The sequence below is a fragment of the Spirillospora sp. NPDC047279 genome (assembly GCF_040643285.1).
In the GTDB taxonomy this organism is placed as follows: Bacteria; Actinomycetota; Actinomycetes; order Streptosporangiales; family Streptosporangiaceae; genus Spirillospora.
In genome coordinates, this window is record NZ_JBEYUA010000001.1 from 431,921 (window position 1) to 457,407 (window position 25,487).

24 protein-coding genes and 2 pseudogenes are annotated in these 25,487 nt (G+C 71.8%); 18 read left to right on the top strand and 8 right to left on the bottom strand.

Going from position 1 to position 25,487, the window contains the following annotated elements:
- The first annotated feature begins 220 nt into the window (after positions 1-220).
- Positions 221-619: an ATP-binding protein gene (locus ABZ810_RS02135; protein ID WP_358398045.1), complete on the top strand. Its 399-nt coding sequence runs from the start codon at positions 221-223 to the stop codon at positions 617-619.
- A gap of 7 nt (positions 620-626) precedes the next feature.
- Here the strand turns inward: ABZ810_RS02135 and ABZ810_RS02140 are convergent, their stop codons facing one another.
- Positions 627-1,484: an arylamine N-acetyltransferase gene (locus tag ABZ810_RS02140; RefSeq protein ID WP_358398047.1), complete on the bottom strand. Its 858-nt coding sequence runs from the start codon at positions 1,482-1,484 to the stop codon at positions 627-629.
- Between the two features lie 175 nt (positions 1,485-1,659).
- Here ABZ810_RS02140 and ABZ810_RS02145 point away from each other — a divergent pair.
- Positions 1,660-1,824 (top strand): annotated as a pseudogene (locus tag ABZ810_RS02145) (hypothetical protein); the annotation flags it as partial.
- A gap of 71 nt (positions 1,825-1,895) precedes the next feature.
- On the top strand, positions 1,896-2,330 hold the full coding sequence (locus tag ABZ810_RS02150; RefSeq protein ID WP_358398049.1) for a VOC family protein: 435 nt from the start codon (positions 1,896-1,898) through the stop codon (positions 2,328-2,330).
- Between the two features lie 77 nt (positions 2,331-2,407).
- Here ABZ810_RS02150 and ABZ810_RS02155 read toward each other — a convergent pair whose 3' ends face one another.
- Genes ABZ810_RS02155 through ABZ810_RS02165 form a run of 3 tightly spaced genes read right to left on the bottom strand, consistent with a single transcriptional unit; the run spans position 2,408 to position 5,041 of the window.
- The gene (locus tag ABZ810_RS02155; protein WP_358398051.1) at positions 2,408-3,037 is read right to left on the bottom strand and encodes an alpha-ketoglutarate-dependent dioxygenase AlkB; all 630 of its coding nucleotides are present in this window, start codon (positions 3,035-3,037) and stop codon (positions 2,408-2,410) included.
- Positions 3,038-3,095: 58 nt separating this feature from the next.
- Positions 3,096-3,593 carry a RidA family protein gene (locus tag ABZ810_RS02160; protein WP_358398054.1) on the bottom strand — a complete coding sequence of 166 codons (498 nt, stop codon included), beginning with the start codon at positions 3,591-3,593 and terminating at the stop codon, positions 3,096-3,098.
- Positions 3,590-5,041 (bottom strand): metallophosphoesterase family protein, encoded by a 1,452-nt coding sequence (locus ABZ810_RS02165; RefSeq protein WP_358398055.1) that lies wholly within the window; start codon positions 5,039-5,041, stop codon positions 3,590-3,592. Before ABZ810_RS02165 ends, ABZ810_RS02160 begins: the two co-directional genes overlap by 4 nt.
- Positions 5,042-5,157: 116 nt before the next feature.
- Between ABZ810_RS02165 and ABZ810_RS02170 the strand changes: the two genes are divergently transcribed.
- From ABZ810_RS02170 to ABZ810_RS02195, 6 genes are all read left to right on the top strand, one after another.
- Complete coding sequence (locus ABZ810_RS02170) at positions 5,158-5,607, top strand: hypothetical protein (RefSeq protein WP_358398058.1); 450 nt, start codon at positions 5,158-5,160, stop codon at positions 5,605-5,607.
- Positions 5,604-6,476, top strand: a complete 873-nt coding sequence (locus ABZ810_RS02175) for a tetratricopeptide repeat protein (protein WP_358398060.1) — start codon at positions 5,604-5,606, stop codon at positions 6,474-6,476. Before ABZ810_RS02170 ends, ABZ810_RS02175 begins: the two co-directional genes overlap by 4 nt.
- Positions 6,473-7,723 (top strand): AAA family ATPase, encoded by a 1,251-nt coding sequence (locus ABZ810_RS02180; protein WP_358398063.1) that lies wholly within the window; start codon positions 6,473-6,475, stop codon positions 7,721-7,723. The genes ABZ810_RS02175 and ABZ810_RS02180 overlap by 4 nt, the downstream gene beginning before the upstream one ends.
- Before the next feature lie 127 nt (positions 7,724-7,850).
- The gene (locus tag ABZ810_RS02185; protein ID WP_358398065.1) at positions 7,851-8,960 is read left to right on the top strand and encodes a hypothetical protein; all 1,110 of its coding nucleotides are present in this window, start codon (positions 7,851-7,853) and stop codon (positions 8,958-8,960) included.
- Positions 8,957-9,991 carry an ABC transporter ATP-binding protein gene (locus ABZ810_RS02190; RefSeq protein WP_358398067.1) on the top strand — a complete coding sequence of 345 codons (1,035 nt, stop codon included), beginning with the start codon at positions 8,957-8,959 and terminating at the stop codon, positions 9,989-9,991. Before ABZ810_RS02185 ends, ABZ810_RS02190 begins: the two co-directional genes overlap by 4 nt.
- Positions 9,988-10,818: an ABC transporter permease gene (locus ABZ810_RS02195; protein WP_358398070.1), complete on the top strand. Its 831-nt coding sequence runs from the start codon at positions 9,988-9,990 to the stop codon at positions 10,816-10,818. The genes ABZ810_RS02190 and ABZ810_RS02195 overlap by 4 nt, the downstream gene beginning before the upstream one ends.
- 116 nt (positions 10,819-10,934) lie before the next feature.
- Here the strand turns inward: ABZ810_RS02195 and ABZ810_RS02200 are convergent, their stop codons facing one another.
- A complete protein-coding gene (locus ABZ810_RS02200) occupies positions 10,935-11,738 on the bottom strand; it encodes an alpha/beta fold hydrolase (RefSeq protein WP_358398072.1) in 804 nt (267 codons plus the stop codon).
- Positions 11,739-11,893: 155 nt separating this feature from the next.
- Here ABZ810_RS02200 and ABZ810_RS02205 point away from each other — a divergent pair, with 155 nt between their 5' ends.
- From ABZ810_RS02205 to ABZ810_RS02230, 6 genes are all read left to right on the top strand, one after another.
- Complete coding sequence (locus ABZ810_RS02205; RefSeq protein WP_358398075.1) at positions 11,894-12,625, top strand: GntR family transcriptional regulator; 732 nt, start codon at positions 11,894-11,896, stop codon at positions 12,623-12,625.
- Positions 12,626-12,836: 211 nt separating this feature from the next.
- Positions 12,837-14,237, top strand: coding sequence for a hypothetical protein (locus ABZ810_RS02210; protein WP_358398078.1), 1,401 nt, complete (start codon positions 12,837-12,839; stop codon positions 14,235-14,237).
- Between the two features lie 12 nt (positions 14,238-14,249).
- Positions 14,250-15,749, top strand: coding sequence for a PTS ascorbate transporter subunit IIC (locus tag ABZ810_RS02215; RefSeq protein WP_358398080.1), 1,500 nt, complete (start codon positions 14,250-14,252; stop codon positions 15,747-15,749).
- Entirely contained in the window at positions 15,712-16,170 is a 459-nt protein-coding gene (locus ABZ810_RS02220; protein ID WP_358398082.1) for a PTS sugar transporter subunit IIB, read from the top strand. The genes ABZ810_RS02215 and ABZ810_RS02220 overlap by 38 nt, the downstream gene beginning before the upstream one ends.
- Positions 16,167-16,604 (top strand): PTS sugar transporter subunit IIA, encoded by a 438-nt coding sequence (locus ABZ810_RS02225; protein ID WP_358398084.1) that lies wholly within the window; start codon positions 16,167-16,169, stop codon positions 16,602-16,604. The genes ABZ810_RS02220 and ABZ810_RS02225 overlap by 4 nt, the downstream gene beginning before the upstream one ends.
- Positions 16,597-17,355 carry a sugar isomerase domain-containing protein gene (locus ABZ810_RS02230; protein ID WP_358398086.1) on the top strand — a complete coding sequence of 253 codons (759 nt, stop codon included), beginning with the start codon at positions 16,597-16,599 and terminating at the stop codon, positions 17,353-17,355. Before ABZ810_RS02225 ends, ABZ810_RS02230 begins: the two co-directional genes overlap by 8 nt.
- A 155-nt stretch (positions 17,356-17,510) precedes the next feature.
- Here ABZ810_RS02230 and ABZ810_RS02235 read toward each other — a convergent pair whose 3' ends face one another.
- Together ABZ810_RS02235 and ABZ810_RS02240 are read right to left on the bottom strand one after the other, a co-directional pair.
- Positions 17,511-19,058, bottom strand: a complete 1,548-nt coding sequence (locus ABZ810_RS02235; protein ID WP_358398087.1) for a hypothetical protein — start codon at positions 19,056-19,058, stop codon at positions 17,511-17,513.
- Positions 19,059-19,242: 184 nt separating this feature from the next.
- Complete coding sequence (locus ABZ810_RS02240; RefSeq protein ID WP_358398089.1) at positions 19,243-19,842, bottom strand: hypothetical protein; 600 nt, start codon at positions 19,840-19,842, stop codon at positions 19,243-19,245.
- A 158-nt stretch (positions 19,843-20,000) separates the two neighbouring features.
- On the opposite strand from ABZ810_RS02240, the gene ABZ810_RS02245 reads away from it, so the two are divergent.
- The gene (locus tag ABZ810_RS02245) at positions 20,001-21,107 is read left to right on the top strand and encodes an XRE family transcriptional regulator (RefSeq protein ID WP_358398091.1); all 1,107 of its coding nucleotides are present in this window, start codon (positions 20,001-20,003) and stop codon (positions 21,105-21,107) included.
- Positions 21,108-21,150: 43 nt separating this feature from the next.
- Positions 21,151-23,211: an NAD-dependent DNA ligase LigA gene (gene ligA, locus ABZ810_RS02250; RefSeq protein ID WP_358398094.1), complete on the top strand. Its 2,061-nt coding sequence runs from the start codon at positions 21,151-21,153 to the stop codon at positions 23,209-23,211.
- Here ligA and ABZ810_RS02255 read toward each other — a convergent pair.
- Positions 23,195-23,776 carry a GrpB family protein gene (locus tag ABZ810_RS02255; RefSeq protein WP_358398096.1) on the bottom strand — a complete coding sequence of 194 codons (582 nt, stop codon included), beginning with the start codon at positions 23,774-23,776 and terminating at the stop codon, positions 23,195-23,197. The two genes, ligA and ABZ810_RS02255, sit on opposite strands and share 17 nt — an antisense overlap.
- 665 nt (positions 23,777-24,441) lie before the next feature.
- Between ABZ810_RS02255 and ABZ810_RS02260 the strand changes: the two are divergent.
- Positions 24,442-24,630: pseudogene (locus ABZ810_RS02260) on the top strand (imidazoleglycerol-phosphate dehydratase); the annotation flags it as partial.
- Positions 24,631-25,487 lie beyond the last annotated feature (857 nt).

Consider the following 25,487-nt stretch of genomic DNA (forward strand, 5'->3'; position numbering starts at 1 on the left):
GGTGCTCTGCGTTCTCGGGGTGCTCTGGCCTCTCGGGGTGCTCTGCCGTCACAGATCCTTGCTCGTCAGGTCGGCATTGAACCCTCTCCGGGGTCGTGCGCGTACAGCGGGCTGAAAGGGACAATCGGGGCCGATCGCGTCACAAACACCTCGTTGGGGAGGCGTCCCGGAAGCGACGAGGCCTCTCGATCTCGACCGCGAGGGCGGAGAGATGGCGATCATGACCGGACGGCGGGCGCTCGACGGACACAAGTTCGAGCAGCGAGTACAGGCGGTGCCCGCGGCGGTGGGGTTGTTGCGCGACCTCACCGAGTTCCATCTGTCGATGTGGGGGCTCGCCGCACTGGCCCCCGACCTGGTGCTCATCGTCAGCGAGCTGGCGACCAACGCGGTCAACGCGGCCCCGGACCGCCTGATCGACATGCGGGTGTCGGTGAACGGTCAGGAGGTGCGGATCGAGCTCGAGGACCCCGTCCGGGACCCGCCGCGGCTCCGCGACGCCGAGCCCGACGAACTGGGCGGGCGCGGCCTCGGGATCGTCGACCTGCTGGCCGACGAATGGGGGGCGCAGCAGGAACCCGACGGCAAGGTCGTCTGGGTCCGCTACCTCATCCGTTGAACATCCGTCAGGCCGCCGGGCCGGAGCCGGGGGTGGCGAACCGTCCCTCGGCGAGCCTGGCGGCGTCGGCCTCGTCCAGGGAGATGCCGAAGACCTCGGCGAGGAGGGCGGGCACCCCGGCCCGTTCGACCTCCCTGGACTCGGCGGACCCGTCCGGCCGGGTGGTCGTCCAGGTGGTGCCGTCCAGCACGTGGTGCTCCTTGGGGCCGAAGCGCTGGGCGAACGGACGGGTGGTGAACGGCGACCGCGGGCTGGTGGAGACGAAGTGGTTCCCGACCACGTAGTCGATCGTGTACTGGGGAGTGAGCGGGAACGTGTGCCGCTCGACCCACCCCTCCGCGCCGTGCTGGTGCAGGGCCCACAGGTTGTCGGGCCGGTGCTCCAGCCGGAAGCGCCAGCCGTCCTGGTCGGCCTCGCTGCCGGCGGCGAACACGATCGGCTCCAGCGGTCCGCCGCCGAAGCCGACGTCGCACAACCACGTCCGGTCGTCGCCGGCCGCCGTCACGAGCAGGGCCGCGTGCGTGGCGGGCCGGGCTCCGGTGGCGCCCAGCGTCACCCGCGCCGACACCGCGGTGAACGTGAACCCGAGCCGTTCGAGCGCCGCCGCGAACAGCTTGGTGTGCTCGTAGCAGTAACCGCCGCGCTCGCTCCGCACCATCTTGTCCTGCAACGCCGCCAGGTCGAGCGGGATCGGGCGGCCGAGCATGATCTCCAGGTTCTCGAACGGGATGGACGTGGTGTGCGCCCGTTGCAGGGCCCGCAGGGTGTCCACCGTCGGGGCGCGGTCACCGGCGTACCCGATTCGTTCCAGGTAGGCCTCCAGGTCGAGCTCCCCGCCGTTCCATCCGTACCCGTCGTCCGCCATGCCCCGTCCTCCTCGTCGGTGTCGCCCGCCCGTACCGGTCAACCTCCCGCACCCCGGCCCGCTTCCGGCGGGTGCCGGAGTCCCGGCGTTCGTACGCGAGCGGGTGCATCTCAGATGTCTGTTCAGGCGCGCTCGTAGGTGGTGACGGCGGCGCCGTTGCCGACGCGACTCGGGTCTCCCTGGCGATGAGACCACCGTCGTGCTCCTGCACCTGGCGCTGAACCGGCTGATCCTGGAGCGGCTCACCCTGCCGGAGGTGTTCCCCGAGGACCAGGTGGACGCCCTGGTCAAAGCGGCCGTCGAACGGGCCTTGCCAAGTTTTTCCGCGACGGGGCGATGAATTCCGGGCATGTTCCTGGTCACCACCAGCAACGACCCGGAACCAACCGACCCGGAACGAAGGAGACGACCATGGCCGGCAGCATGATCTTCGTGAACCTCGCGGTGAAGGACCTCGACCGCACCAAGGACTTCTGGACCGGGCTGGGGTACTCGTTCGACCCGATCTTCACCGACGAGAACGCGGCCTGCCTGGTGATCTCGGAGGGGCACAACTACGCGATGTTGCTCACCGAGCCGTTCTTCAACGGGTTCCTGTCCAAGGACAAGACCGCGGCGGACGCCACCGCGACCACCGAGACGATGATCGGCCTGTCCGCCGACAGCCGCGAGGAGGTCGACCGCCTGGTCGACGCGGCGCTGGCGTCCGGCGGATCGGCCATCGGCGAGCCCATGGACCAGGGCCCGATGTACGGCCGCGCCTTCCAGGACCCCGACGGGCACCACTGGGAGGTCATGTACATGGACATGGACGCCGTCCAGCAGCAGGGCGAGCAGGCCCAGTAGGACTCGCAGGCCCAGTAGGACTCGCAGGCCCAGCAGGACTCACAGGGCTCGGCAGGACTCACAGGGCTCGGCAGGGCTCAGCGGACGCCGTGCGGGCGGAACTGCACGCTGATGCGCGGCCCGCTGGCGCGGGTGCTCTTGGGGATCGCGTGCTCCCACGTGCGCTGGCAACTGCCGCCCATCACCAGCAGGTCGCCCGGCCCCAGGCCGTAACGCCGTGCCGCGCCGCCGCCCGACGGCCTGAGCATCAGCGACCGGGGCGCGCCGAACGAGATGATCGCGACCATGGTGTCCTCGGTCGACCCGCGGCCGGTGCGGTCGCCGTGCCAGGCGACGCTGTCGTTCTCGTCGCGGTAGAGGCAGAGCCCGGCGGTGACGAACGGCTCGCCCAGCTCGTCGGCGTAGTGCCCGGTGAGCGCGGCCCTCATCTCGTCCAGGAACGGGTCGGGGAGCGGGGCGCCGTCGTCGTAGAAGCTCAGCAGCCGGGGGACGTCGACCACCCGTTCGTACATGCGCCGCCGTTCGGCCCGCCAGGGCACGCCGTCCCGCAGGCGCTCGAAGAGGGCGTCCGAGCCCGTGATCCAGCCGGGCCGGACGTCGATCCACGCGCCGTGCGCGAGCCGTTCGCGCCGAACGGTGGCGCCGAGCGCGCCCACGGCCGTCTCCTCGGTGAAGTCGAGCAGCAGGCCCTGCGTCGGTCCGTTCATGCGGTCAATCTACCCCGATCTGTCAAACACATGTTCGAATGATCGTGGATCGGTCCGGTCAGGAGCCGTTCCGCAGCAGGAGGGTGAGCTCGGCGGCGAGCGGCGCGTCGCGGGGAAGGCCCTGCTGGTAGAGCGCGATCCGCGCGTGCGTGCCGCGTTCCGGCCCGAAGACGTCGATCAGCAGGTCGGAGGCGCCGTCGAGCACGGCGGGCGCCTGCGTGAACTCCGGCCCGGCGTTGACGTAGCCCGCCAGCCGGACGACCCGTTCGACCACGTCCAGGCTGCCCAGCTCGGCGCGGGCCATGGCGAGCAGGTTGATCGCCACCAGCCGGGCGGACTCGTACCCCTGCCCGACGTCCAGGTCGCGGCCGAGCTTGCCGCTGATCGGCAGGTGGTCGTTGCCGTCGGCGTCCTTGGCCGTCCCGTACGTCCCGGAGACGTAGAAGAAGTCGTGGGCGCGCACGCCGTGGACGAACCGCCCGATGGGCTCCGGCGGCCGGACGTCGCTCAGCCCGAGCCGGGACAGCGCGTGCTCCGGGGTCTCGCGGGGGCTCACCGGCCCACCCCCGAGAAGTCGCGGTGCACCACGCTGTTGCGGTCGCTCACGCGGTTGCCCAGGGAGAGCTGGGGCCACAGGCCCGCCAGCTCCTGGCGGCTGCGCTCGCTCCACGCGCGGGCCAGGTCGCCGCGCGTCTTGTAGAAGTTCAGTGCGTAGCCGCCGGTGTGCACGCGTAGCAAGGTGAATCCTCCCGGGTATTCCTTGACCGCGCCGACCTCCTGCTGCGCGACCCGGGGTGCGAGGGGGAAGACCGAGCGCTGGTTGCGGTGGGTGTGCCCGGCGTGGTGCAGGAAGACGCCGGGCGTGCGGTCGTACGCCCGCAGAAGCGCGATCGCCTGGCCCGCCTCGAGCGACTGGCCGCCGGTGATCGCGAGCGGCGCGTTCTCCACGAAGATCGGGTGGTGCCCGAAGACGAGGGTGGGCCGGTCGGGGTCGTCCTTCAGCCGGGCCTGGAGCCAGGCCTGCTGCTCCGCGCCGAGCCCGCCCGCGTCGCCGCCGTCGCCGGGCTTGTCGTAGGTGTCGAGCCCGATGATCCGCAGGCCGTTCAGCTCGCGGGCGAAGTAGGACGGCTCCGTCGCGGACGTGCCGAACCCGTCCCGGAAACAGTCGTTGCCCTGCCACCTGCCGGGACTGCATGACGCGTACGCCGGCCCGGTGTGGGCGCGGTCGTGGTTGCCGCGCGCCACGAAGTAGTCCCGGCCGTACGTGCCGAACGTGTCGAGCAGCGCCCTGGCCCGCCCGACGTCGACCGGCGCGGCCTCGCTGGTGACGTCGCCCGCCGCCAGCAGGTAGGTCGCGCCCCGCCGCCGTGCGTCCTCGACCAGGGCCTTCGTCATCACCTCAGGGTAGGGAGGGTGTCCAGGAACCTGCTCGACACCCTTGATCCAGGGCAGCTGGCCGACCAGCCCGGCGACCGTCTCGCCGAGGTGCAGGTCGTTGCAGAGCGCCAGCGAGAACAGGAACGCGCCTGGCGGCGGCTGGGGCGTGGTGAAGGCGTGGACGCCGTCGGCGAGCGGCGTGCCCGCGGCCTGCCCGGCCGCCAGCGGTGTCGCGGTGGCGTCCCGCCCCCGCGACCGTGCCCGGTAGTAGTACGTCCGGCCCGGCTCCAGGCCGGTGACCTCGACATAGTGGTACGGGGTGCCGTCCGGCCCGGCGGCGCGCCGGGTGAGCCGCCCCGGATGCGTCCCGTACAGGATCTCGCCGTCGGCCGGCGCGGGCAGCATCCGCCCGAGCCCGTCGTCGGTGCCGGGCACGCCGGTGTACCAGGTGAAGATCGCGCCGGTCTCGGTGAGCGTCACCAGTTCGAGGTCGACCGGCCGGACCGTCCCGGCCCTGACCGCCGCCGCGTACGCCCGTTCGGGGTCGGTCACCGGCACCAGCGAGGCTCCCGCCACCACCGCGCTCCAGCGCAGGAGGTCCCGCCGGCTCGGCCTGCAACAGATCATGCCGCCCAGCGTCCCAGCGGGCCGCGGGCCAGGCCAGACCCAATCGATTGCCGGGTCGAAGCGGGAAAACTGCCGCTATAGTTCCTGGGCCGTCCGAGACCGGGAGTAATGGTTCGATGTCCTCCGCTGACCCCCTGCTGCAGCCGACGGTGCGCGACCCGCGGGCGGGCCGGGCGCCGTGGCGGCTGAGCTCGCAGGGTTATGTGGCCTTCCTCGGCGGCGTGACCGCCGGCACCGTGATCGGGTTCCTCAACGCGCGGCGGCTCGACGTGCCCGCGTCGCGCCGGTGGGCGATCCTGGGCGCCGGAGCGGTGGCCTGGGCGGCCACGGTGTGGATCATCCTGGACCTGATCGGCCCGGACGGCACGTCGACCGCCGTCCGCATGGCGGCCCGCGTCTGCGCCGTCCTCGCGTACCTCCTCCAGGCCTACCTTCAGGGCCCGTGGGACCGCGCGTTCCAGCTGCGGAACGTGGAGCACGCGTCGTTGTGGGGCCCGGGCGCCATCGCGGTCGTCGGCTGCGGCACCGTGGAGGCGCTGGTGCTCGCCCGGCTGGTGGCCGGGTGAACCCGGAGAAGACCCAGGACCCGCTGGCCCTGGCCTGGCACTGGCTGACGATCGAGCGGCCGGACCGCGCGCTGGAGGAGCTCGACCGGCTGACCGGCGACGCCGCCGTCTCCGTCGAGGCGCTGACCATCCGCGGCACCGCCCTCAGCCTGCTCGACCGCGACGAGGAGGCCGTGCCGGTCATCCAGGCCGCGCTCGGGCAGTACGGCCCCAGCCCGTGGCTGCTCACCCTGCTCGCCAACGCCCTGCGAGGGCTCGGGCGGCTGGCGGAGGCGGAACGGGCCTGCCTCGACGGCCTCGCGCTCGCCCCCGAGGACGTCACGCTGCTGTGCACGTACGCGCGGGTCTGCCTGACGGCGGGCCAGACCGGCAAGGCGGAGCAGCTGATCGACCGGGCCGCCGCCCGCGATCCGCACGACCGGGACGTGCTGGGCACCCGCGTCGCGATCGCCAACGTGCGCGGTGACCACGCCGAGGCCGAACGGCTGAGCAAGGAGCTCCTCGGCACCGACCCCGACGACCCGCACGCGTGGGCGCTGCGCGGCGCCACCGCCGCCGAGCGCGGTGACGTGGACGGCGCGTACGACGCGTACCGGCACGCCGCGGCGAGCCGTCCCGGCGACGGTGACCTGGTGACGGCCGCGCGGGCGTTCCGCGCCGAACGGCATCCGCTGCTGCGGCCGCTGTGGCCGATGTACCGGTTCGGCGCCATGAGGACCTGGCTCGCCGCGATCGCGATCATGTGGGGGCTGCGCGCCGCCGGGCTCGCGCCGCTGGCCCTGGCGTTCTCGCTGTTCTGGGTGGCGTTGTGCGTCTACTCCTGGGTGGTGCCGCCGCTCGTCCGGCGCCGGGAGAGGAGGAAGTGGTGAGCGAGGACCGCATCGGGTCGTTGCGCCGCGCCGTGGAGGCGAGCCCGGACGACGACATGCTCCGCCTGATCCTCGCCGAGGCCCTCCAGTCCGCCGGGCACGACGACGACGCGCTCGGGGAGTACGAGACGTTGCTCCAGCGCGGCGCCGTGCCGGCCGAGTCGCTGGTCCGCGTCGGCGCGCTCGCCCTCGACCGCGACCGGCTCGACCTGGCCCGCGGGCTGCTCGAGGCGGCCCGGCAGGCCGGGGTGGTCGACGGCGTCGCCGAGTTGCAGGGCACGGTCGACGAGCGGCTCGCCGCGCGCGGCGCGATCCGGGTGCGGACGGACGGCGGCTTGCCCGGCGAGCACGGCGACCTGCCGCGGCCGGCCGAGACCGCCACGTTCGCCCAGGTCGGCGGCATGGAGGACGTGAAGAAGGTCCTCCACCGGATGATCATCCTGCCGCGCTCGCGGCCGGAGCTGTACGCGAAGTACGGCCGGCGGGCCGGCGGCGGCGTGCTGCTCTACGGGCCGCCCGGATGCGGCAAGACGATGCTCGCCCGCGCGACCGCGGGGGAGTGCGGCCTCCCGTTCGTCAACGTCCGGATCGAGGACGTGATGGACCCCTACATGGGGGTCTCCGAGCGCAACCTGCACGCCGCCTTCGAGACGGCGCGGGCCCAGTCGCCCTGCGTGCTCTTCCTCGACGAGCTCGACGGCCTCGCGTACGCCCGCCACAAGAACCACGGCGCCGAGGCGCGCCGGCTGGTCGACGTCCTGCTCCAGGAGCTGGACGCGATCGGCTCCGACAACGACGGCGTCCTCATCATGGCCGCGACCAACGCGCCGTGGGACGTGGACGAGGCGATGCTCAGGCCGGGCCGCTTCGACCGGGTGATCTTCGTGTCGCCGCCCGACGAGGAGGCGCGGGCGGCGATCCTGCGGGCCCAGCTGGCCCGGACCCCCGCCGACGGGCTCGACCTCGCCGACCTCGCGCGGCGTTCGCCCCTCTGCTCGGGCGCCGACCTGCGCGCGGTGGTGGAACGCGCGGTCGACGACGTCATCGAGGAGGCGCTCGTCTCCGGCACCGAGCCGCCGCTGCGCATGGACCACCTGCTGAAGGCACTGGAGCGCGTCCGGCCGACGACGCTCGACTGGCTCCACCGCGCCAAGGCGTACGTCGAGTTCGCCAACCAGGCCGAGCGGTACGCCGACGTCGCCGGCTACCTCAAACACCGCGAAGTCCGCCGCCGCCTCACCAGCTGACCAGGGCTTGAACGGCGGCTGACCGGCGTCTTTAGCTTGTCTTTAGCCGTCACCTCATTAGGTGCAGTCGGGATCGGTGGCAACCGAGATCGGTGCATTTCGGGTACTTCGACGTACGGTGGCAGACGTGAGCGTGGTCCGCGGTGAGGCGCGGCGCCGATGGCTTCTGGTCGCGGCGCTCGTGGCCGCGCTGTGTTCGGTGCCGTTCGCCGTCGCCGCCTTTCCCGTCGCCGATGCCCGCGTCGACCCGCCGCGGCTGCGAGAGATGATCCTCGGCTCGTCGGGCCGGACCTACCAGGGGCTCGTGGAGACCCAGGGCTCGCTCGGCCTGCCCGACCTGCCGGGGCTGGACGACGCGACGGCGCTGCTCAGCGGCACCTCGCGGATGCGGGCCTGGTACGAGTCGCCGGAACGGTGGCGGGTCTCCCACCTCACCGCCACGGGCGAGCGCGACTACATCCGTTCCGCGCAGGGCACCGCGATCTGGGACTTCGAGGAGGCGCAGCTGACCCGGATCATGGGTGCTCCCGCGGTGCGGCTGCCGAACGCCGCCGACCTCATGCCGCCCGACCTCGCCCGCCGGCTGTTGCGCCTGGGCAACGGGAGCGAGCTGCTCTCCGACCTGCCCGCGCGGCGCGTCGCAGGGAGGACCGCCGCCGGGCTGCGCGTCTCGCCCGCCGACACCACCACGACCATCGGATCGGTCGACATCTGGGCCGATCCCCACACGGGGGTCCCGCTTGAGGTACGGATCGTTCCACGCGGCGGCAGCCGGGCCGTCCTGGCCAGCAGGTTCCTCGACATCAGCGACGCGAGGCCGTCCGCCTCGGCGGTCGCGCCGCAGCTCGCGCGCGGTGTGCGGGGGACCGAGGTCGACACCTTCGACCTGCTGTCCCGGCTCGCCTCGCGCACGATGGAGCGCATGCCGGACCGGCTCGCCGGAATGCCCGCCCTGGAGACGACGCCGTCCATCGCCAGCCTGCGCGCGTACTCGGGCGGCTTCTCGTCGTTCGTCGTCGCGCCGCTGCCCGGCCGGTACGGCCGCCGGGTCTTCGAGGCGGCGCGGACGGCCGGCGCGAGCGCCCTCACCGTCGCCCGCGGCGAGGCACTGGCGATGCAGACGTCCGTGCTGACCGCCGTGCTCGTCCGCGACGGCATGATCGGCCGAACGTTCCTGCTGGTGGGCGCGGTCCGGCCGGACCTGCTCCGCACCGCGGCCGACGAGCTGATGTCATGATCGTCACGCGTTCGCTGACGAAGCGGTACGGCCGGATCACCGCGGTGAACGAGGTCGACCTCGACGTGCGGGAGGGCGACCGGTACGGGCTGCTCGGGCCGAACGGCTCGGGCAAGACGACCCTGGTCCGCATGATCCTCGGCCTGGTGTACGCGACGGCCGGGGAGATCGAGGTGCTCGGCAGGCCGATCCCGAAGCACACCGGTGAGGTGCTCCGCGAGGTCGGCGCGCTGGTCGAGGGGCCGGGCGCCTACGGGCACCTGTCCGGCCGGGCCAACCTCGTCCTCCTCGACGCCGCCGGACCGGGCGGCGGCGGCCCGCGCGCGGCCCGGCGGCGGCGGGTCGAGGAGGCGCTCGAACGGGTCGGCCTGTCCGGCGTGGACGACCGGGCCGTCAAGACGTACTCGCTCGGCATGCGCCAGCGGCTCGGGCTCGCCGCCGCGCTGCTGCACGAGCCGCGGCTGCTGGTGCTCGACGAGCCGACCAACGGGCTCGACCCGCAGGGCATCCGCGAGGTGCGCGACCTGCTGGAGGAGCTGAACGCCAACGGGACCACGATCTTCCTGTGCAGCCACCTCCTCGGCGAGGTCGAGCAGCTGTGCACGCGCGTCGGCGTGATGGACGGCGGGCGGCTGGTGCTCGAGGAGGAGATGGACGAGCTGCGGACGCCGACCGGCCGGATCGTCGTCGAGACGCCCGACGCGGACGAGGTCGTGGCGCTGCTCGACGGCGGCGTGGAGCACCGTGACGGCGACCGCCTGCTCGTCCGTGGCGCGGACGCGGCCGAGCTCAACGCGCGCCTCAACCGGCAGGGCCTGCGGATCAGCGAGATCCAGGTGCAGCGCCGGTCGCTGGAGGACGTCGTGCTGGAGGCCACCGGACCCGGTTCCGACCGGCTCGACAAGGAACGTCTCGAACGGGAGCGTGTCGAGCTCGAGCACACCGGCGTCCAGGTGGACGGCGCGCGCGTGGTCGAGGCCGGCGCCGACGCCGACGGCTGGCAGGGAGCGTCCCGGGAGTTCCTCGAATGATCCGTACCGAACTGGCCAAGCTGGTCCGGAGGCCGCGGACGTGGGTGTCGCTGATCCTGCTGTGTGGGCTGCCCGCCATCGTGGCGGTCTTCCTCGGCATCACCGAGGTCGCGCCCGCGCCGGGCGAGGGGCCGACGTTCCTGTCCGCGGTGTTGTCGAACGGCTCGCTCTACCCGGCGGCGGCGCTGGCGATGGTGCTGCCGCTGTTCCTGCCGGTGTCGGTCGCGGTCGTCGGCGGCGACTCGATCGCCGGCGAGGCGGGCTCGGGCATGTTGCGCTACCTGCTGCTGCGGCCCGTCGGGCGCACCCGGCTCCTGGTCGCCAAGCTCGTCTCGCTCACCGCGTACGTCATGCTCGCCGTGGTGGCCGTCGCCGTCACCTCGTACCTCATCGGCATGGCGATGTTCGGCAGCGAACCGGCCTCCGCGCTGGCCGGGTCCGAACTGATCACGTCCGTGTCGGGCACCGGGTTGTCGGACGTGCAGGTGATGTTGCGGATCACCTACACGGTGCTCTACATCGGCTTCTCGATGCTCGGCGTCGGGGCGCTGGCGCTGTTCATCTCCACGTTCACCGACTCGCCCCTGGCCGCCGCGCTCGGCGCGCTGGCGGCCCTGGTGACCAGCCAGGTGCTCGTGACCCTCGACGCCGCCGCCTCGGTACAGCCCTACCTGCTGACCCGCTACTGGCTCGCCTGGGTCGACTTCTTCCGCGACCCGATCCTGTGGCACGACATCGGGCGCGGGCTGGCCTTGCAGGCGGTGTACGTGGGAGTGCTGCTGGCGGCGGCCTGGGCCAACTTCCAAACCCGCGACGTCACAAGCTGAGGATGCCGCTCCTCGGCTCGGTCACGGTCACGGTCACGGGCTGAGGACACCGCTGTCTGGGGGTGGGCGCGGCCACGAGGCGGGGACGCCGCTCGCGGGCTCGGCTCGGGTGCGGGTCACGAGCTGAGGGTGGTGCAGTCGCTCGCGGTCGGCGGCGACAGCGGGGCGGCGCTCAGGGCGCGCAGGACGATCCCGCCGACCCGCGGATCGGACGGCAGCTGCGCGTGCCCGGTGCGGGCCCCCGCGCACACGTCCTGGAGGACGACGTTGATCGCGTCGCCGTTCAGCCGGGCCGAGTCGGGCGGCGTGACGGTCTCGTCGACGGTCGTCCACAACGTCAACACGGCGGGCCGCCGCGGCGCGTCGTCCCCGAGCCCGCGCAGCAGCGAGCTGCCCGGGACGAGCTGGCGGCAGGCCGTCGGGCACACGCCGGGGACCAGGGCCGACCCCGCGGAGGCCAGCTCGGTGCCGTGGTGCGGCGACCCCAGCGTGACGACGCGCCGGGCCTTCCCGGCGCCGCCGTGCTCGCGCGCCCACAACCGGGCCACGACCCCGCCCGCCGAGTGCCCCACCACGTCCACCGAAGGGGCGCCCCGGTCCAGCGCGTCGGTCACGTACCGGTCGACCGTCCGCGCCTGCTCCCGCAGGTCGCCGGTGCCGTCTCCGGGCAGCTCGACCACGACCGCCTGGCGTCCCGTGAGCCGCAGCCGTTCGGCGAGCGCGCGGACGCCGCTCGTCCCGCCCCCGTAGCCGGGCACCAGGACGACGGTGCCGGGCCGGTCCTGGGCCACCTCGCCGCCTTCGCCGTCGCCGGACAGCAGGACCCGCGACCCGGCCGCGACCGCCGCGACGAGCACCGCGAGCGCGACACCGCCCACCAGCAGGCGCCGCCGGGGGCTCAGCGCGCTCCATGACCACACGCCTACCGGTTTACCCGATGCCGGGGTGATCGGCAGGACCAAGGTCGTCCTGATTTGTAGTGATTTGATCCTTTACTTAAAGTGGTATTGACCAGTTTGGGCCACGGCACGTAACCTCGCAACCGTCGGTACACGCGGCATAGGAGGTGAACGACGTGCGAACCGCCAGCGAACCGGGCTCGCCGGAGACGAAACGACGGGTCGTACGCCGGGAACTGCTCGCCATGATGGACGGGCTCGTGGCCGGCGAGGCCCTGCCGCCGGAGCGCCGGCTGGCCGAGGAGCTCGGCGTCTCGCGCCCCACGCTGCGTGCGGCGATCGACCGGCTGGCCGCCGACGGGCTGCTCGAACGGCGGCACGGCAGCGGCACCTACGTGGCCGAACCGCGCATCGCCGTGCCGCTGACCATGTCCTCCTTCACCGACGACATGATCCGGCGGGGCATGAAGCCCGACGGCCGGGTGCTCTCGTTCCGGACCGAGCCGGCCGGGGCGAAGATCGGACGGCGGTTGTCGCTCTCGCCCGTCGAAGAGGTATTTACCATTCGGCGGCTGCGGTTGGCGGACGGCGCCTCCATGGCCATCGAGACCCTCTACATGCCGAAGGAGTTGTTGCCCGGGCTGCGCCGCGACGACCTCGAGGGGCGGTCCTTCTACGAGCTGCTCCGCGAGAACGGCGTCGTCGTCGCCTCCGGCCGGGAGACGATCGAGCCGACCGTGACCACCACCGAGGAGGCCGAGGTGCTGGGCGTGCCCGTGCACGTTCCGGCGTTCCTCTTCGAACGGGTCGCCCACACCGAGGAGGGCAGGCCCGTGGAGTACGTGCGATCCCTCTACCGCGGCGACAGATACCGGCTGGAGATCGACCTCCGGCCCGCGCCGCACTGACAGGACGTCCGGCCTCGCCCGGGGCGGCAGGGCCGGATTACAGCAAACCCCGGGAACAGCAAGCCCGGACAACAGCAAGGCCGAAGAACAGCAAGGCCGAAGAACAGCAAGGCCGGAGAACAGCGCTGACGGGGGCCCAGCGCACAACCCCGATCCGTGGCAGGGCGTCTTCGCGCTGCCCGCGGATCACCCCCCGCAGATGGAGGAACCCTTGAACCGACGCTGGAAGGTCACCATGGCGACCGCCTTGGCGGCCGCCACCGCCGCCGCCCCGGTGGCCGTGGCCTCGGCCGACACGAAACGGGCCGGGGCCCGGACCCCGGTGCCCGCGTACCCGAAGGGCGACTGGGTGCTGGTGGCCCAGGAGGGCTTCGACCGGCGGCTCCCGGTGGACGGCGCCGCCTGGCGGCGCGACCCGCTGGGCAAGGACAGCCCGTGGCACGTGGACCAGTTCGACGACGACGGTGACGCCTTCAGGGCGATCAGCGACCCCGACCTCACGCGGCAGCTCGCGACCCTGGACATCTACCGCAAGCGCGTTCCGTTCGGGAGGGACGGCTGGCTGACCGCCGAGGTCGCCGCCGTCGACAAGGACAAGGACGGCCGGCCCGACTCGCAGCCGGGACTGTCCAGCGTGAAGCTGCCCGACGGCGAGAAGGTCGGGCTGATCTCCGAGCCCAGCTGGGACGCGGGCGTGCTCATCAGGCCGACCCGCCCCCTGCCCGCGCGCTACCGGGTGGAGGTGACCCTGCGCGGCATCGACTTCGGCGGCAAGCGCGACGGTGGCTTCGAGTACGACGGCAAGTACAACGGCTACACGCAGGAGCCCTGCAAGACCGGCTTCCCCTGGACGCACCGGGGCGCGCTCCCCGGCAAGACGCGGTGCGAGTACGGGGACGTCAAGAACGAGAACGGCTTCTACTACATGACGATTCTCGACCACGCCAACCCGGCGCCGCACGGCAACCCGGGCATCCACTACCGGCGCAAGGTCATCATGGACGGCTACAACAGCAATGCGAGCTGGTCGCAGGACAACGGCATCTGCAACCCCAAGACCGGCGAGATCTACAGCACCGTCGACGGCAACTTCAACGGGATCAACGCGATCTTCCCGCGCGGCGACATGATCACGCGGACCAACAACTTCGGCAACGAGTACTACTACAAGACCGCGTGCGGCGAGTACTCCGGCGAGGGCACCTGGGGGCCCGACGGGCAGTACAACGACATCCTGACCAGTGCCGAGCTCCAGCCCGAGCTGCTGCCCAAGGCCAAGTACACGTTCGCGGTGGAACGTGACACCAGCGGCTACACGATCGAGATGAGCGGCCCGTTCCGCCACGTCGGGCAGACCACGCTGCGCTTCCACCACAAGTTCGTCGAGGACGGCCGCCCGATCTGGCACTACAACCAGACGCCGGGCGAGTACGACGGCCGGTTCGACCAGAAGCTGACCCACACCGGGGCCAACGGCACCTCCACCACCGAGCACAGCTGGCCCGCCGGGTCGGCCTACCCCGACTCGTTCATCATCGGCGACCCGCACCTGAACTACTACGAGGGTTCGGCGCGGATCGACGACATCCGTCTCTACGTCCCGAAGAACTGAGGTGACTGAACCATGGACATCATCAAGGACATCCTCACGTTCCTGGCGGACAACGTGTTCGGCCAGGTGCCCATCCTCATCGGCTTGATCACCCTCGCCGGGCTGCTGCTGCAACGCAAGCGGTTCGAGGACACCCTGGCGGGCGCGCTGCGCGCGACCATCGGCGTGGTGATCCTCTTCATCGGCATCGAGGTGTTCACCGGAGGGCTGAGCAGCTTCCAGGCGGTGCTCGCGAACGCGATGGGCACCGAGCCGCCGAAGGCGGAGCGGACGCTGGACCAGTTCCTCACCGCGCAGGGCGGCACGATCGCGCTCGTCATCACGGTCGCGTTCCTCGTGCACGTGCTGGTGGTGCGGCTGTTCCCGGCGGCGCGGTATCTCTACCTGACCGGGCACCTGATGTTCTGGATCAGCACGGTGACGGTGGCGTCGCTGGTGACGATCGCGCCGGACGCCGACCAGCTCACGCTGGTGTTGTGCGGTGCGGGCTTCGTGGCCGCGTACTGGACGCTCCAGCCGCTGTGGATGCGGCCGCTGATGCGCAAGGTGATGCCCGACGACCGGTTCGGCTACGCGCACACCAGCTCGCTCGCCGCGCTGGTCACCGGATACGTCGCGCGGCCGTTCGGCGACCGCGAGAAGCACGACACCGAGAAGCTGAAGCTGCCGCGGCAGCTGTCGTTCTTCAAGGACATCAACGTCTCGACCGCGCTGGTCATCTCGGTGATCATGCTGATCGCGGTGGCGTTCGCCGACAAGGACGTGGTGACCAAGCTGGCCGCCGAGATGGACCCCAAGCTGTCGCCCTGGGTGTGGGGACTGCTCGTCGGGCTCCGCTTCGCCGGCGGCATCGCCATCCTGCTGTTCGGCGTCCGGATGTTCCTCGCCGAGATCGTTCCGGCGTTCAAGGGCTTCAGCGACCGCATCATCCCGGGCACCCGGCCCGCGCTCGACGCCCCCACCGTCTTCCCGGTCGCGCCGACCGCGGTGATGCTGGGGTTCGTGTCGGCGACCGTGGTGTTCCTGGCCTGCCTCGGCGTGTTCGCGGCGGCCGGCTGGTTCACCCTCGCACCGCCCATGATCATGCTGTTCTTCGTGGCGGGCGCGGCGGGACTCTTCGGCAACGTGGTCGCCGGCTGGCGCGGCGCCGTGATCGGCGGCGTCATCAGCGGACTGATCCTGGCGATCGGCCAGGCCGTCACCTGGGGCCTGTTCGACAAGACCGCGCCCGAGCTCGCCACCCTGGCCGACCCCGACTGGTACGCCATCGCCTGGCTGTTCAAGGGCCTGGACCCGATCATCGGCGGCGCGGCCATCTGGGCCGTCCCGGTCGTGGCCCTCGGCGCCACCGCCGCCACCCTGCTCATCCTCGGCCGCCGCGAGAAGGCCCGGGAGGCCCGGGAGGCCGTGGAGGCCATGGAGGCCGCCGAGCAGGAGAAGGCGGCAGGGCAGGAGAAGGCGCCCGAGGCCGACGGTGGTGGCGGCAAGCCCGCCGCCGGGCAGAACGCCTGACAAGGGCGGCGCCCGCTACAGCAGCGCCCGCTACAGCAGCGCCCGCTACAGCAGCGCCCACTACAGCAGCGCCCACTACAGCGCCCGCTACAGCAGCGCAGGAGAAGGAGACAGGGACATGGCACTGGACCGGAGACTGGACGTGCTCGCCGTCTGTGGCGTCGGCATGGGGTCGAGCCTCATGCTGAAGATGACGGCGGAGGACGCGCTGAACGCGCTCGGCGTGGACGCCCGCGTGGAGAACACCGACGTCTCGACCGCGCGCGGCATGACCGCCGACGTCATCATCGGCCAGGGCATGCACACCAGCGAGATCACCGACCTGGCCCCGATCGTGATCACGATCAGCGACTTCCTCGACAAGGAGGGCCTGGAGGAGCAGCTGCGCACCGCGCTGAGCGAGAAGGGATGGTTGTCATGACCCTGGTCGGCGCACGCGACGCCGTGGTGGCGTCCGACTGGCGGGCGGCCGTCCGCGAGGCCGCCGCCGCGCTGGTCGAGCTGGGCGTGGCGAGCGACGCCTACCCGGACGCCTGCGTGCGGGTGGTCGAGCAGAACGGCCCGTACATCGTCCTCACCAAGGGGCTCGCGCTGGTGCACGCGCGCCCCGAGGACGGCGGGCTCGGCGTGGGCGTCGCGGTGACCCGGCTGGCCGATCCGGTCGAGTTCGGGCACCCCGACAACGACCCGGTCGACCTGCTGCTCGCGTTCTGTACCCCCGATCCGGACGCGCACGTCGCGTCCCTGTCCAAGGTGGCCCGGGCGCTGTCCGCGGGGCTGGCCGACCGGCTTCGCGCCGCGGCCGGCCGGGACACCATGGAAGCCGAACTGAAGGAGGCCCTTCCTGATGCCTGAGATCTTTCCCGAGCGGGTCCGCGCGTTGCTCGACGAACTCGACGCGCGGTCCGCGGGGGCGATCTCCGCGGCGGCGGCCATGCTCCTCGACGCCATCCACGCGGACGGCATCGTGCACGTGGCCGGCGCCGGGCATTCCCTCGCGCTCGTCTTCGAGACGTTCTACCGCGCGGGCGGGCTGGCGCCGGTGCGGCCCATGTGGGATCCGGCGGTGCTGCCGCTGCCGGACGCGATGCGCAGCACCCGCGCCGAACGGCAGGAGGGGCTGGGGCGCACGGTCGTGCAGGGCGCCGCCCCCGTTCCGCCGGACGTGGCCGTGGTGTTCTCCACGTCCGGCCGCAACCCCTACCCGGTCGAGATCGCCCAGGAGTGCGGGGCGCGCGGCATCCCGGTGATCGCGGTGACCTCGCCCGAGGCGTCCGACCGTGCCGCGGCCCGGACGGAGACCAGACTCGCCGACCACGCCGCGGTGGTGATCGACACGACCGTGCCGCCCGGCGACGTCGTGCATCCCGGCGACTCGCCCCACACCGCCGCGGTGTCGACGATCCTCGCCTCGTACGCCTGGGGGCGGCTGCTCGCCGACCTCGACGATCTCGCGGTCGCGCGCGGCGTGGAGCTGCCCCGCTGGGTGAGCGCGAACGTCCCGGGCGGCGACGCCGTCAACCAGAGACTGCTGGCGCGCTACCGCGACCGCATTCCCGAACTGACAGGCGAGTCGGAAGTGTCGTCCGCCTTCCGCGCCCAGTAGCCCCACGCGCGGTGGGCCCGCGTGCGGTAGCCCCCGCGTCCAGGGGGCCCTCATGCGGCGGGGGCGTGTTCGGTGGGCGCGCGTTCAAGGCCGTGGTCGGTGGGCCGGTGTTCAGCGGGGTGGTGTCCGGCAGCACGCGTTCAACAGGCGCGGGTTCAGTAGGCGGGGAGCGCCAGCATGCGGGTGAGCAGGTGCGCCAGGAAGACCGTCTGCCGGTGCATCAGGTCGCGGTCGATCCTGTCGAGGGCGCCGTCCTCCGAGACCTGCACCAGGTAGGTCGGCCCGCTGATCAGCGTCGCGGTCGGGATGCCCAGCTGGTAGGGGTAGGTCGCCTCGCCGTAGAGGCCGCCGTTGAACGGCTTGAGCACGGCCGTCCGGCCCAGGTCGTCCCGCTTGACCTGGTCGACGACGAGGGCGGTGAGGGCCGCGCTGTTGCCGGTGCCGATGACGGCGGGCTCCGAACGTCCGGTCGGGCCGTACTCGCCCGTCGTGGCGTTCTCCGCCCAGCCGAGGGCGCCGAGGTGCTCGGGGACGAGGGACGCGACCAGGCGGTCGCGGATCCCCGGGTGCCGCTCCAGCCAGGTGCGCAGGTCGGGGGAGTCCTGGTGCGAGTTCATGTGGTTGGGGGAGAGGACGAGCACGACGTCGCGGGGGCGGCCGGCGCGCGGCAGGCGGGTGAGGTACTTCGCGAGCGCGAGGACGGCGGGCACGCCGTTCTCCTCGATCGCGTTCTGCCCGTCGGTGTGCGTGCCGACCATGACGGCGCCCGGCAACGACCCGTTGCCGGGCAGCTCGGCGGTCAGATAGTCGATCGTGCTGCTCCTCGTCCGCGCCCTCAGCGTGAGCGTGGCGGTGACCGGGCCTTCGGCCATCAGCTCGCGCAGGCGGCGGCCCTGCACCTTGTCCAGGTGCAGGGCGGGCAGCCCCGCGCGCGGTTGCTGGTGCGGCGAGAACTGGCCGCGCGCGTGCTCGGGGACGAGGTCGACGACGTCGATCATCGCGATCGCGCCGTTCTGTTTCGCGAGGTCGAGGGAGGGCCGCGCGGGCGTCGACTGCCAGATGCGCGTGTAGTCCTCGGCGGCCAGCTCCGCCGCCTGGCCGGGCCGGTGGATGTGATCGGCGAGCGGGAAGACGGCGCCGAACGGGATACGCGGGAACGCGAAGTCCGCCACGACGATCCGGCCGTTCACCTCCTTGCCCGCGTAGTCGGCGGCAAGGCCCGCCTTGACGTCGACGAGCTCGCCGCGCACCCCGTGGCGGGTCGTCTCGCCGGAGTACGGCCGGTGGTAGGCCACGGGGATCGTGTGGGCACCGCCACGGGCGTCGGTCACCTCGAGCGACCACGACCGGGCCTCCCACTGGTCGAGCGGCACCGGGTGGCGCCGCACCTCCAGGCCGTACGACTCCAGCCGCCGTTCCACCATGCGCAGGTAGCGGCGGTGCGCGGTGCCGCCGACGAAGCGCGGCCCCAGGTCGGCCATCTCCTCGACCCACCGGAAGAGCGTGCGCGCACCGACCAGCCCGGGGGGACCACCGGAGCCTCCGCCGAGGCTCGGGCCGAGGCCTCCGGCGGAGGCGCCGCCCGGAGCCGGGCTCACCGCGCCCGCCGCCGGATCGAGCGGGCCCGCGAGCCCCGCCAGGGCCGCGCCCGCCGTGGCCCCTGCCGCGCGCACCAGAAAGCGTCGACGGTCATATCCGGCCATGATCGGTCCTCCTCCCGCCCGCCGCGTGGACGCCACGCGGCGGAACCGCGCACGCTCGAACGGCGGGCCCAGATCGTCCCTCAGGCCACATACGCGTGCAATGGCCCGGCCACGGACCCGAGCACGCACGGAGGCCCGGCGACGGGAGGGGTGCCGCCGGACCTGGCCCGTGAGCCTCGCGAGATCAGTACGGCTTGCAGACGTTCTTCTTGTCCTGGCACTCCGCGAAGTGGTACTTCGACGTGATCGCGTTCACCCCACCGATCTTGACGTAGCTGATCGAGCAGTCGCGGCGCGAGATCTTCTGGTAGATCGTGAACGCGGTCTTGATCGACTGGATGCGGGTGCGGCCATAGTACTTGGGCCGGACGACCATCGTGTTGGACGCGTTCTTGCCCTTGGACGTCGACCGGGAGACGTCAACACCGAACTGGCCCTCGATCAGTTTCACCGCGGCGGCCTTGGACTTCTCACTGGACTTGCCGAGCGAGCCGCTGAACGTCGTCGTCCAGCTCGTGCTCGTCTCCATGCCGAAGGTCAGGGTGGAGGACTCCTTCGGGTTGGAGTTGCGCTTGCTGTAGATGCCGCTGAGGCTCTTCTTGGTCTTCTTGCCGGCCTTCGCCGTCTTGCCGAGATACTCGCCCGGTTGGCAGGGGCCCGCCGCCGCCTGCGCCGCCACCTGCGTGGCGGCATGGGCGGCGGGCGCCGACACGATGCCGTAGAGGCTCGTGGTGAACAGTCCCGCGGCGGCCAAGCCCATCATCCGTCGTTGTGCGTTCTTCATCACTGCTCCTCAGAGTTCGGTGGGGCATTTGTAGAACTCTGAGACCAGGTGCGACCAGGGCGTTCGATGTTCGGGATGAACCCGAACGCGACGAGCGGACCCGATGGGGCGACTGGTTCTCATGGTCCGGGACTGACAGGGTCTGTCACACTCTCCGCGTGAGTGGTGAGGAAGCGCGTGAGGACGGGCTGAAGCCCGTTCCCGTGGACTCCGAAGAGCAGTACGTGGTGATGCTCCGGAGACTCCGGGAACGCAGCGGTCTCACGTTCAAGCAGATCGAACGCCGTGCCGCCGGGGGACCCGTACCGCTGCCCGCGTCGACCCTGGCCACGGCTTTGCAACGGCGTACCGTCCCGCGCGCGGAGATCGTGTCCGCCCTCGTCCGCGTCTGCGGCGGGAGCCCCGAGATCGTGGACGAGTGGCTGGCCCTGCGCGAAGGCCTTCTCCACCCGCTCCCCGCGTCCGCGCCCGCGCCCGGAGCGACGGCGTCCGAAACGGAACCGGAGCCGCTGGACCAGGAGAGGGCCGTCACCGACACCTCGCCGCACCTTGATCTCCTGACGACCGGACCTCGTCCGCCGCGCGGACGGCTGCGGAGAGCAGACGGCCGCGGGCGCCCTTCGACCCGGGTCGTGGGAGCGCTCGCCGCTGTGATCGTGTTCGCGGGCACCGTGACCGTGCTCGCCATGGTGGCGCCGTCCGCCGGATCCGGGGATCCCGACCCGGCCACGAGGCCGCCCCAGGAGGCGTCGGTGGCGCCCGCCACGAACCCGCCCGCCACGAACCCGCCCGCCACGAACCCGCCCGCCACGAACCCGCCCCCCACGAACCAGACCGCCACGGGCGCCGCACCGGACGCGAACCTCCTCAAGATCGGTGGGTTCTGCCTGACCGAACGGGCTGACGATCGCTCGGGACGGGTCTTCCTGGCGGACTGCGCGCGGAGCTTTCCGCCGCGTCGGCTGGAGCGTTACGAGAGCGTCTGGCGGGTGACGACGGCGCATCCGCGGTTCGGGCCGGGTTGCATGGGCGTCGTCGACGGCTCGACGGCCGTGGGCGCGGCCATCTCCGACGACACGTGCGGGCGGATCCAGGCCGAGCGGTACCACCTGCGCAGGGTCAGGGGCGGATACCACCTGGTTCCGGAAGGCCACGAACTCTGCGTCGGCGTCCCCGGCACGCCGCGTACGGGCGCGGCGCTCAAGCAGCTCCGGTGCGATCCGAAGGCGCCCGGGCAGCGCTTCACGGTCCACCGCAAGCCCTGATCGTGAACCCCGGAATGTCATACCCACCAGGCATTATGTGGGTATGACGAACGCTCCGGGCCGCACCGAGATCGACGACCAGGCCGCGTACGCCGCCGCCGTGCAGACCGCCGTCTCCGCCGCGGCCGCCTACTACGGCGAGGGCGACTCTCCCCTGGACGACGACGCGTTCGACCGCCTCGTGCGGGGCATCGCCGCCTACGAGCAGGCGCACCCGGAGCACGTGCTGCCCGACTCGCCCACCGGCAAGGTCGCCGGGGGAGCGGTCATTGGCGACGTCCCGCACAGCATCCCGATGCTCAGCCTCGACAACGTCTTCGGCGCCGACGAGCTCGCCTCCTGGGCCGCCGGGCTCGAACGCAGGCTCGGCCGTCCGGTCGCGGTCTGGAGCGTGGAGCCCAAGCTCGACGGCCTGGCCATCTCGGTCCGTTACCGCGACGGACGGCTCACGCAGCTCGTCACCCGCGGCGACGGCACCGCCGGCGAGGACGTCTCGCACGGCATCGGCACGATCCTCGGGCTGCCCGCGCGCCTCGCCGAGCCGGTCACCGTCGAGTTCCGCGGCGAGGTCCTGATGACCCGCGAGCAGTTCGAGGCCGCCAACGCCTCCCGCACCGCGCACGGCGGCCCCGCGTTCGCCAACCCGCGCAGCGCCGCGGCCGGGTCGCTGCGCGCGAAGGACCGGCCCTACCAGGTCGAGATGACCTTCTTCTCCTACGGCGTCCTGCCGCTCCCCGAGACCGGCGACGACCTCGCCGCCCGGCTGCGCACCCTCCCGCACAGCGAGGTCATGGCGCTCGCCGCCGAGCTCGGCGTGCAGACCAGCGGCGCCACCCCGGCCGGTGCCATCACCTGCACCACGGTCGCCGAGGTGCAGGAGCGGGTCGACGCGATCGCCGCGCTGCGCGCCGACCTGTCGTTCGGCATCGACGGCATCGTCATCAAGGCCGACCTGGCCGCCGACCAGGAGGACGCGGGCCTCTCGTCCCGGGCACCCCGCTGGGCCGTCGCCTACAAGCTCCCCGCCGTCGAAAAGATCACCAAGCTCCTCGCGGTCGAGTGGAACGTCGGCCGCACCGGCACCATCGCCCCGCGGGCCGTCCTGGAGCCGGTCGAGGTCGACGGCTCGGTCATCACCTACGCCACCCTGCACAACGCCGGTGACATCGCCCGCCGCGACCTGATGATCGGCGACCACGTCACCGTCTACAAGGCCGGAGACGTCATCCCCCGCGTCGAGGCCCCCGTCCTCCCCCTCCGCACCGGCGACGAGACGCCGATCGAGATCCCCTCGGCCTGCCCCCGCTGCGGCGACGTCATCGATGACTCGCAAAAGCGCTGGCGCTGCGTCAGGGGCCGCGCCTGCCACGCCATCGCCTCGGTCCGCTACGCCGTCGGCCGCGACCAGCTCGACATCGAGGGCCTCGGCGAAAACCGCATCGACCAGCTGGTCGAGGCCGGTCTGATCACCGACTTCGGCGACCTCTTCGGCATCACCCGTGATCAGCTCCTGGCCCTCGACCGTATGGGCGAGGTCAGCACCGACAACCTGCTCTTCGCCATCGACCAGGCCCGCGCCAAGCCCCTCAACAAGGTCTTCTGCGCGCTCGGCGTCCGCGGCACCGGCCGTTCCATGTCCCGCCGCATCGCCCGCCATTTCGGCACCATGGACGCCATCCGCGCCGCCGACGCCGAGGCCTTCCAGGAGGTCGACGGCATCGGCCCCGAAAAGTCCCCCGTCCTCGTCGAGGAGATCGCCGAGCTGGCGCCGCTCATCGACAAGCTCATCGCCGCAGGCCTCACCATGACCGAGCCCGACGCCGCCCCCTCCCAGGACGCCGAGACCACGCCGGAGCTCCCCCTCGACGGCATGTCGGTCGTCGTCACCGGCAGCATGTCCGGCCCCCTCGCCGACCTCACCCGCAACGAGGTCAACGAGCTCGTCGAACGCGCCGGCGGCAAGGCCTCCTCCTCCGTCTCCGCCCGCACCGCCCTCCTCGTCGCCGGCGAGAAGGCGGGCTCCAAGCGCGCCAAGGCCGAGTCCCTCGGCATCAAGATCATGACCCCGGAGGAGTTCGCCGCCCTGGTCACCGACTACCTCTAGGGACCTCCCACCCCGTCTCCGCCGCCCACCGTTCAGCGGCCCCCATCAGCACCACCGTCGCCGGTGCCTTGACCTGCCCGTACGAGGCGAGATCCGGCAGGCCCGCCGCCAGCCGCCGTTTGAACTCGCCCCACGCCTCCCGCGCCACCGCGTCCGCTCGCAGGTAGTCGCGGAACAGCAGTGCGAACCGAGCGTTCCCGCTCCCGTCCTCCCGCACATGAACGTTGCACCGCCGCCCGCCCACCGGCGGCGCGAACACCAGCTTCCGGTACTCCCGCCCCGCCGACACCTCCACCCGATTCCAGGCCTCCGGCCGGCACCGGAACCCCACCCCCTCCATCAGCCCGACGATCACCCCTTCGTCGATCGCCGCCACCCGTACCTGCACGTCCACGCAGTCCTTGGCGGCCAACCCCGGCACGGCCGTCGACCCCACATGGTCGACCGCCAGGGCAACGCTCCCCAACGCGCCCCTCAACACCTCCGCCAGGCGCCCGAAATCAGCCGCCCACTCATCCCGGTAATCCACCACATCAGCCGTAGAAACCTCATCCGCAAAAGGCACCCCCAAATCCTCACCCCCACCCGCCCCTCCTCACCACCCCAGGCCGTGATGAGCCGTCCGAACGGGCAGCACCCGCCGCCGCCCGACTCGCCGCAGCCAAAAGGGACCTCCGACGACCGCCCCACCCTCACCCAAACGCCCGCGCCCCTACCCAAACGCTTTCGCCCAGTCGCCCTGCCCAACCCACTCGTCTCACCTACCCACTCGCCCCGCTCACCCTGGTCACTTGGCCGCCCTGCCCGCTCGGCCAATCCGCTGGCTCGGTCAACCTGCTGGCTCGGTCAACCTGTTCGCCTCGCCCATCCTGCTCGCCCGGCCGCCATGTTCGCCCGGTCACCCTGCTGGGCTCGGTCACCCTGCTGGGCTCGGTCACCCTGTTCGGCTCGGTCACCCTGCTGGGCTCGGTCACCCTGCTGGGCTCGGTCACCCTGCTGGGCTCGGTCACCCTGCTGGGCTCGGTCACCCTGTTCGGCTCGGTCACCCTGTTCGGCTCGGTCACCCTGCTGGGCTCGGTCACCCTGTTCGGCTCGGTCACCCTGTTCGCCTCGCCAACCCGCTCGCCCGGCCAACCCGCTCGTTGCGCCCACCCGCTCGCTTTGCTTATGCGTGCAGGCTCGGCGCGTTTCCCGAGCACGCTCGTCGCCAGGTCGCTCACCCACCAGGCGATGACCCGGCACATCTTCGAGTCGTTCGTCTCCCACGCGCAGATCTGCCTGCACGTCCACGTCCCGTACGGGCGCAACGCGCACGACATCGTCGAGTGCCAGTTCAAGGCGCTCGCCCGCGCGCTGCGCGACGCGGTGGCGTTCGACCCCAAGGTGCACGGCATCCCCTCCACCAAGGGAGCGCTGTAGAGGTGGACGTCGGCGGCCTGCACTTCACCTACGCCAACGTGCTGCTGTTCGGCCTGGCGGTCGCGGCCTGGCGGTCTCGCCAGGGAAGGAACTCGCCAAAGCTCGGTCCGTCTTTCCCAGACGAGACCAGGCTCAGGACGCCGCCACGGCCAGTGTCCCGCCGTCGTTCGTAGCGGCAACAAGCCCGTGAAGAGCAACGCCCCTCGTTCCGCTCGGGCAGCCCTATCCGGTCTCGCAGTCCGCTCCAAAACTGGGGCAGCGCCTCATCCAGGCTCACTGGATCGTCAACCAGAGCTGCCGCGCCGTGCCTGCGCCGCACTCGCCGACGAGGTGTAAAGCGCCTGCGCCAGCAGGTCCTACGCCGGGCACTGCACCCGCCGCGCCGCGCCCGCGCCCGTCTCGGCCCGTGGTTGCGGCTTCAGCCCCAGATCCCCATCCGCTCCGGAGAAGCAGAGCCCAGCCACAGGGGTACTGCTCGGAGGATGCTTCAGGCCCCATCGAGGGCTCAGTTCGGACCACATCAATAGCCTCAAGAATTACCGAAGATCGAGAACCTCAGAGCATGACCTTGCGTAGGTGCTGCCGGTGCTGCCGGTTGCCCGGCAAGACCAGGGCGCTTCGCGCCTGCGGCACCGGTCACCCCTATGGCTCGTGCGTCTTGCCCGGGTGTGAGGCGACACGGTCTGCTGCTCAAACGCGGCAGCGACAAGAAAGTGGGTGGGGTGTTGGGGACTTGGAGCTTCACTGCGGATCAACGCATCTTCGATTAGATCATTAGCCCCTTCGGGGATGGCGGCATCGGTCACCCCTTTGGCTAGCGCCTGTCTCCCGAGTGCGAGCAGATACGGCCTTCTGTT

Bases quoted from the DNA above. Each gene is read 5' to 3' on its own strand.
- ABZ810_RS02215 (WP_358398080.1), top strand. From the start codon at position 14,250: ATGGACATCATCAAGGACATCCTCACGTTCCTGGCGGACAACGTGTTC.
- ABZ810_RS02155 (WP_358398051.1), bottom strand. From the start codon at position 3,037: ATGAACGGACCGACGCAGGGCCTGCTGCTCGACTTCACCGAGGAGACG.
- ABZ810_RS02150 (WP_358398049.1), top strand. From the start codon at position 1,896: ATGGCCGGCAGCATGATCTTCGTGAACCTCGCGGTGAAGGACCTCGAC.
- ABZ810_RS02190 (WP_358398067.1), top strand. From the start codon at position 8,957: ATGATCGTCACGCGTTCGCTGACGAAGCGGTACGGCCGGATCACCGCG.
- ABZ810_RS02135 (WP_358398045.1), top strand. From the start codon at position 221: ATGACCGGACGGCGGGCGCTCGACGGACACAAGTTCGAGCAGCGAGTA.
- ABZ810_RS02195 (WP_358398070.1), top strand. From the start codon at position 9,988: ATGATCCGTACCGAACTGGCCAAGCTGGTCCGGAGGCCGCGGACGTGG.
- ligA (WP_358398094.1), top strand. From the start codon at position 21,151: ATGACGAACGCTCCGGGCCGCACCGAGATCGACGACCAGGCCGCGTAC.
- ABZ810_RS02140 (WP_358398047.1), bottom strand. From the start codon at position 1,484: ATGGCGGACGACGGGTACGGATGGAACGGCGGGGAGCTCGACCTGGAG.
- ABZ810_RS02230 (WP_358398086.1), top strand. From the start codon at position 16,597: ATGCCTGAGATCTTTCCCGAGCGGGTCCGCGCGTTGCTCGACGAACTC.
- ABZ810_RS02235 (WP_358398087.1), bottom strand. From the start codon at position 19,058: ATGGCCGGATATGACCGTCGACGCTTTCTGGTGCGCGCGGCAGGGGCC.
- ABZ810_RS02225 (WP_358398084.1), top strand. From the start codon at position 16,167: ATGACCCTGGTCGGCGCACGCGACGCCGTGGTGGCGTCCGACTGGCGG.
- ABZ810_RS02240 (WP_358398089.1), bottom strand. From the start codon at position 19,842: ATGAAGAACGCACAACGACGGATGATGGGCTTGGCCGCCGCGGGACTG.
- ABZ810_RS02165 (WP_358398055.1), bottom strand. From the start codon at position 5,041: ATGATCTGTTGCAGGCCGAGCCGGCGGGACCTCCTGCGCTGGAGCGCG.
- ABZ810_RS02170 (WP_358398058.1), top strand. From the start codon at position 5,158: ATGTCCTCCGCTGACCCCCTGCTGCAGCCGACGGTGCGCGACCCGCGG.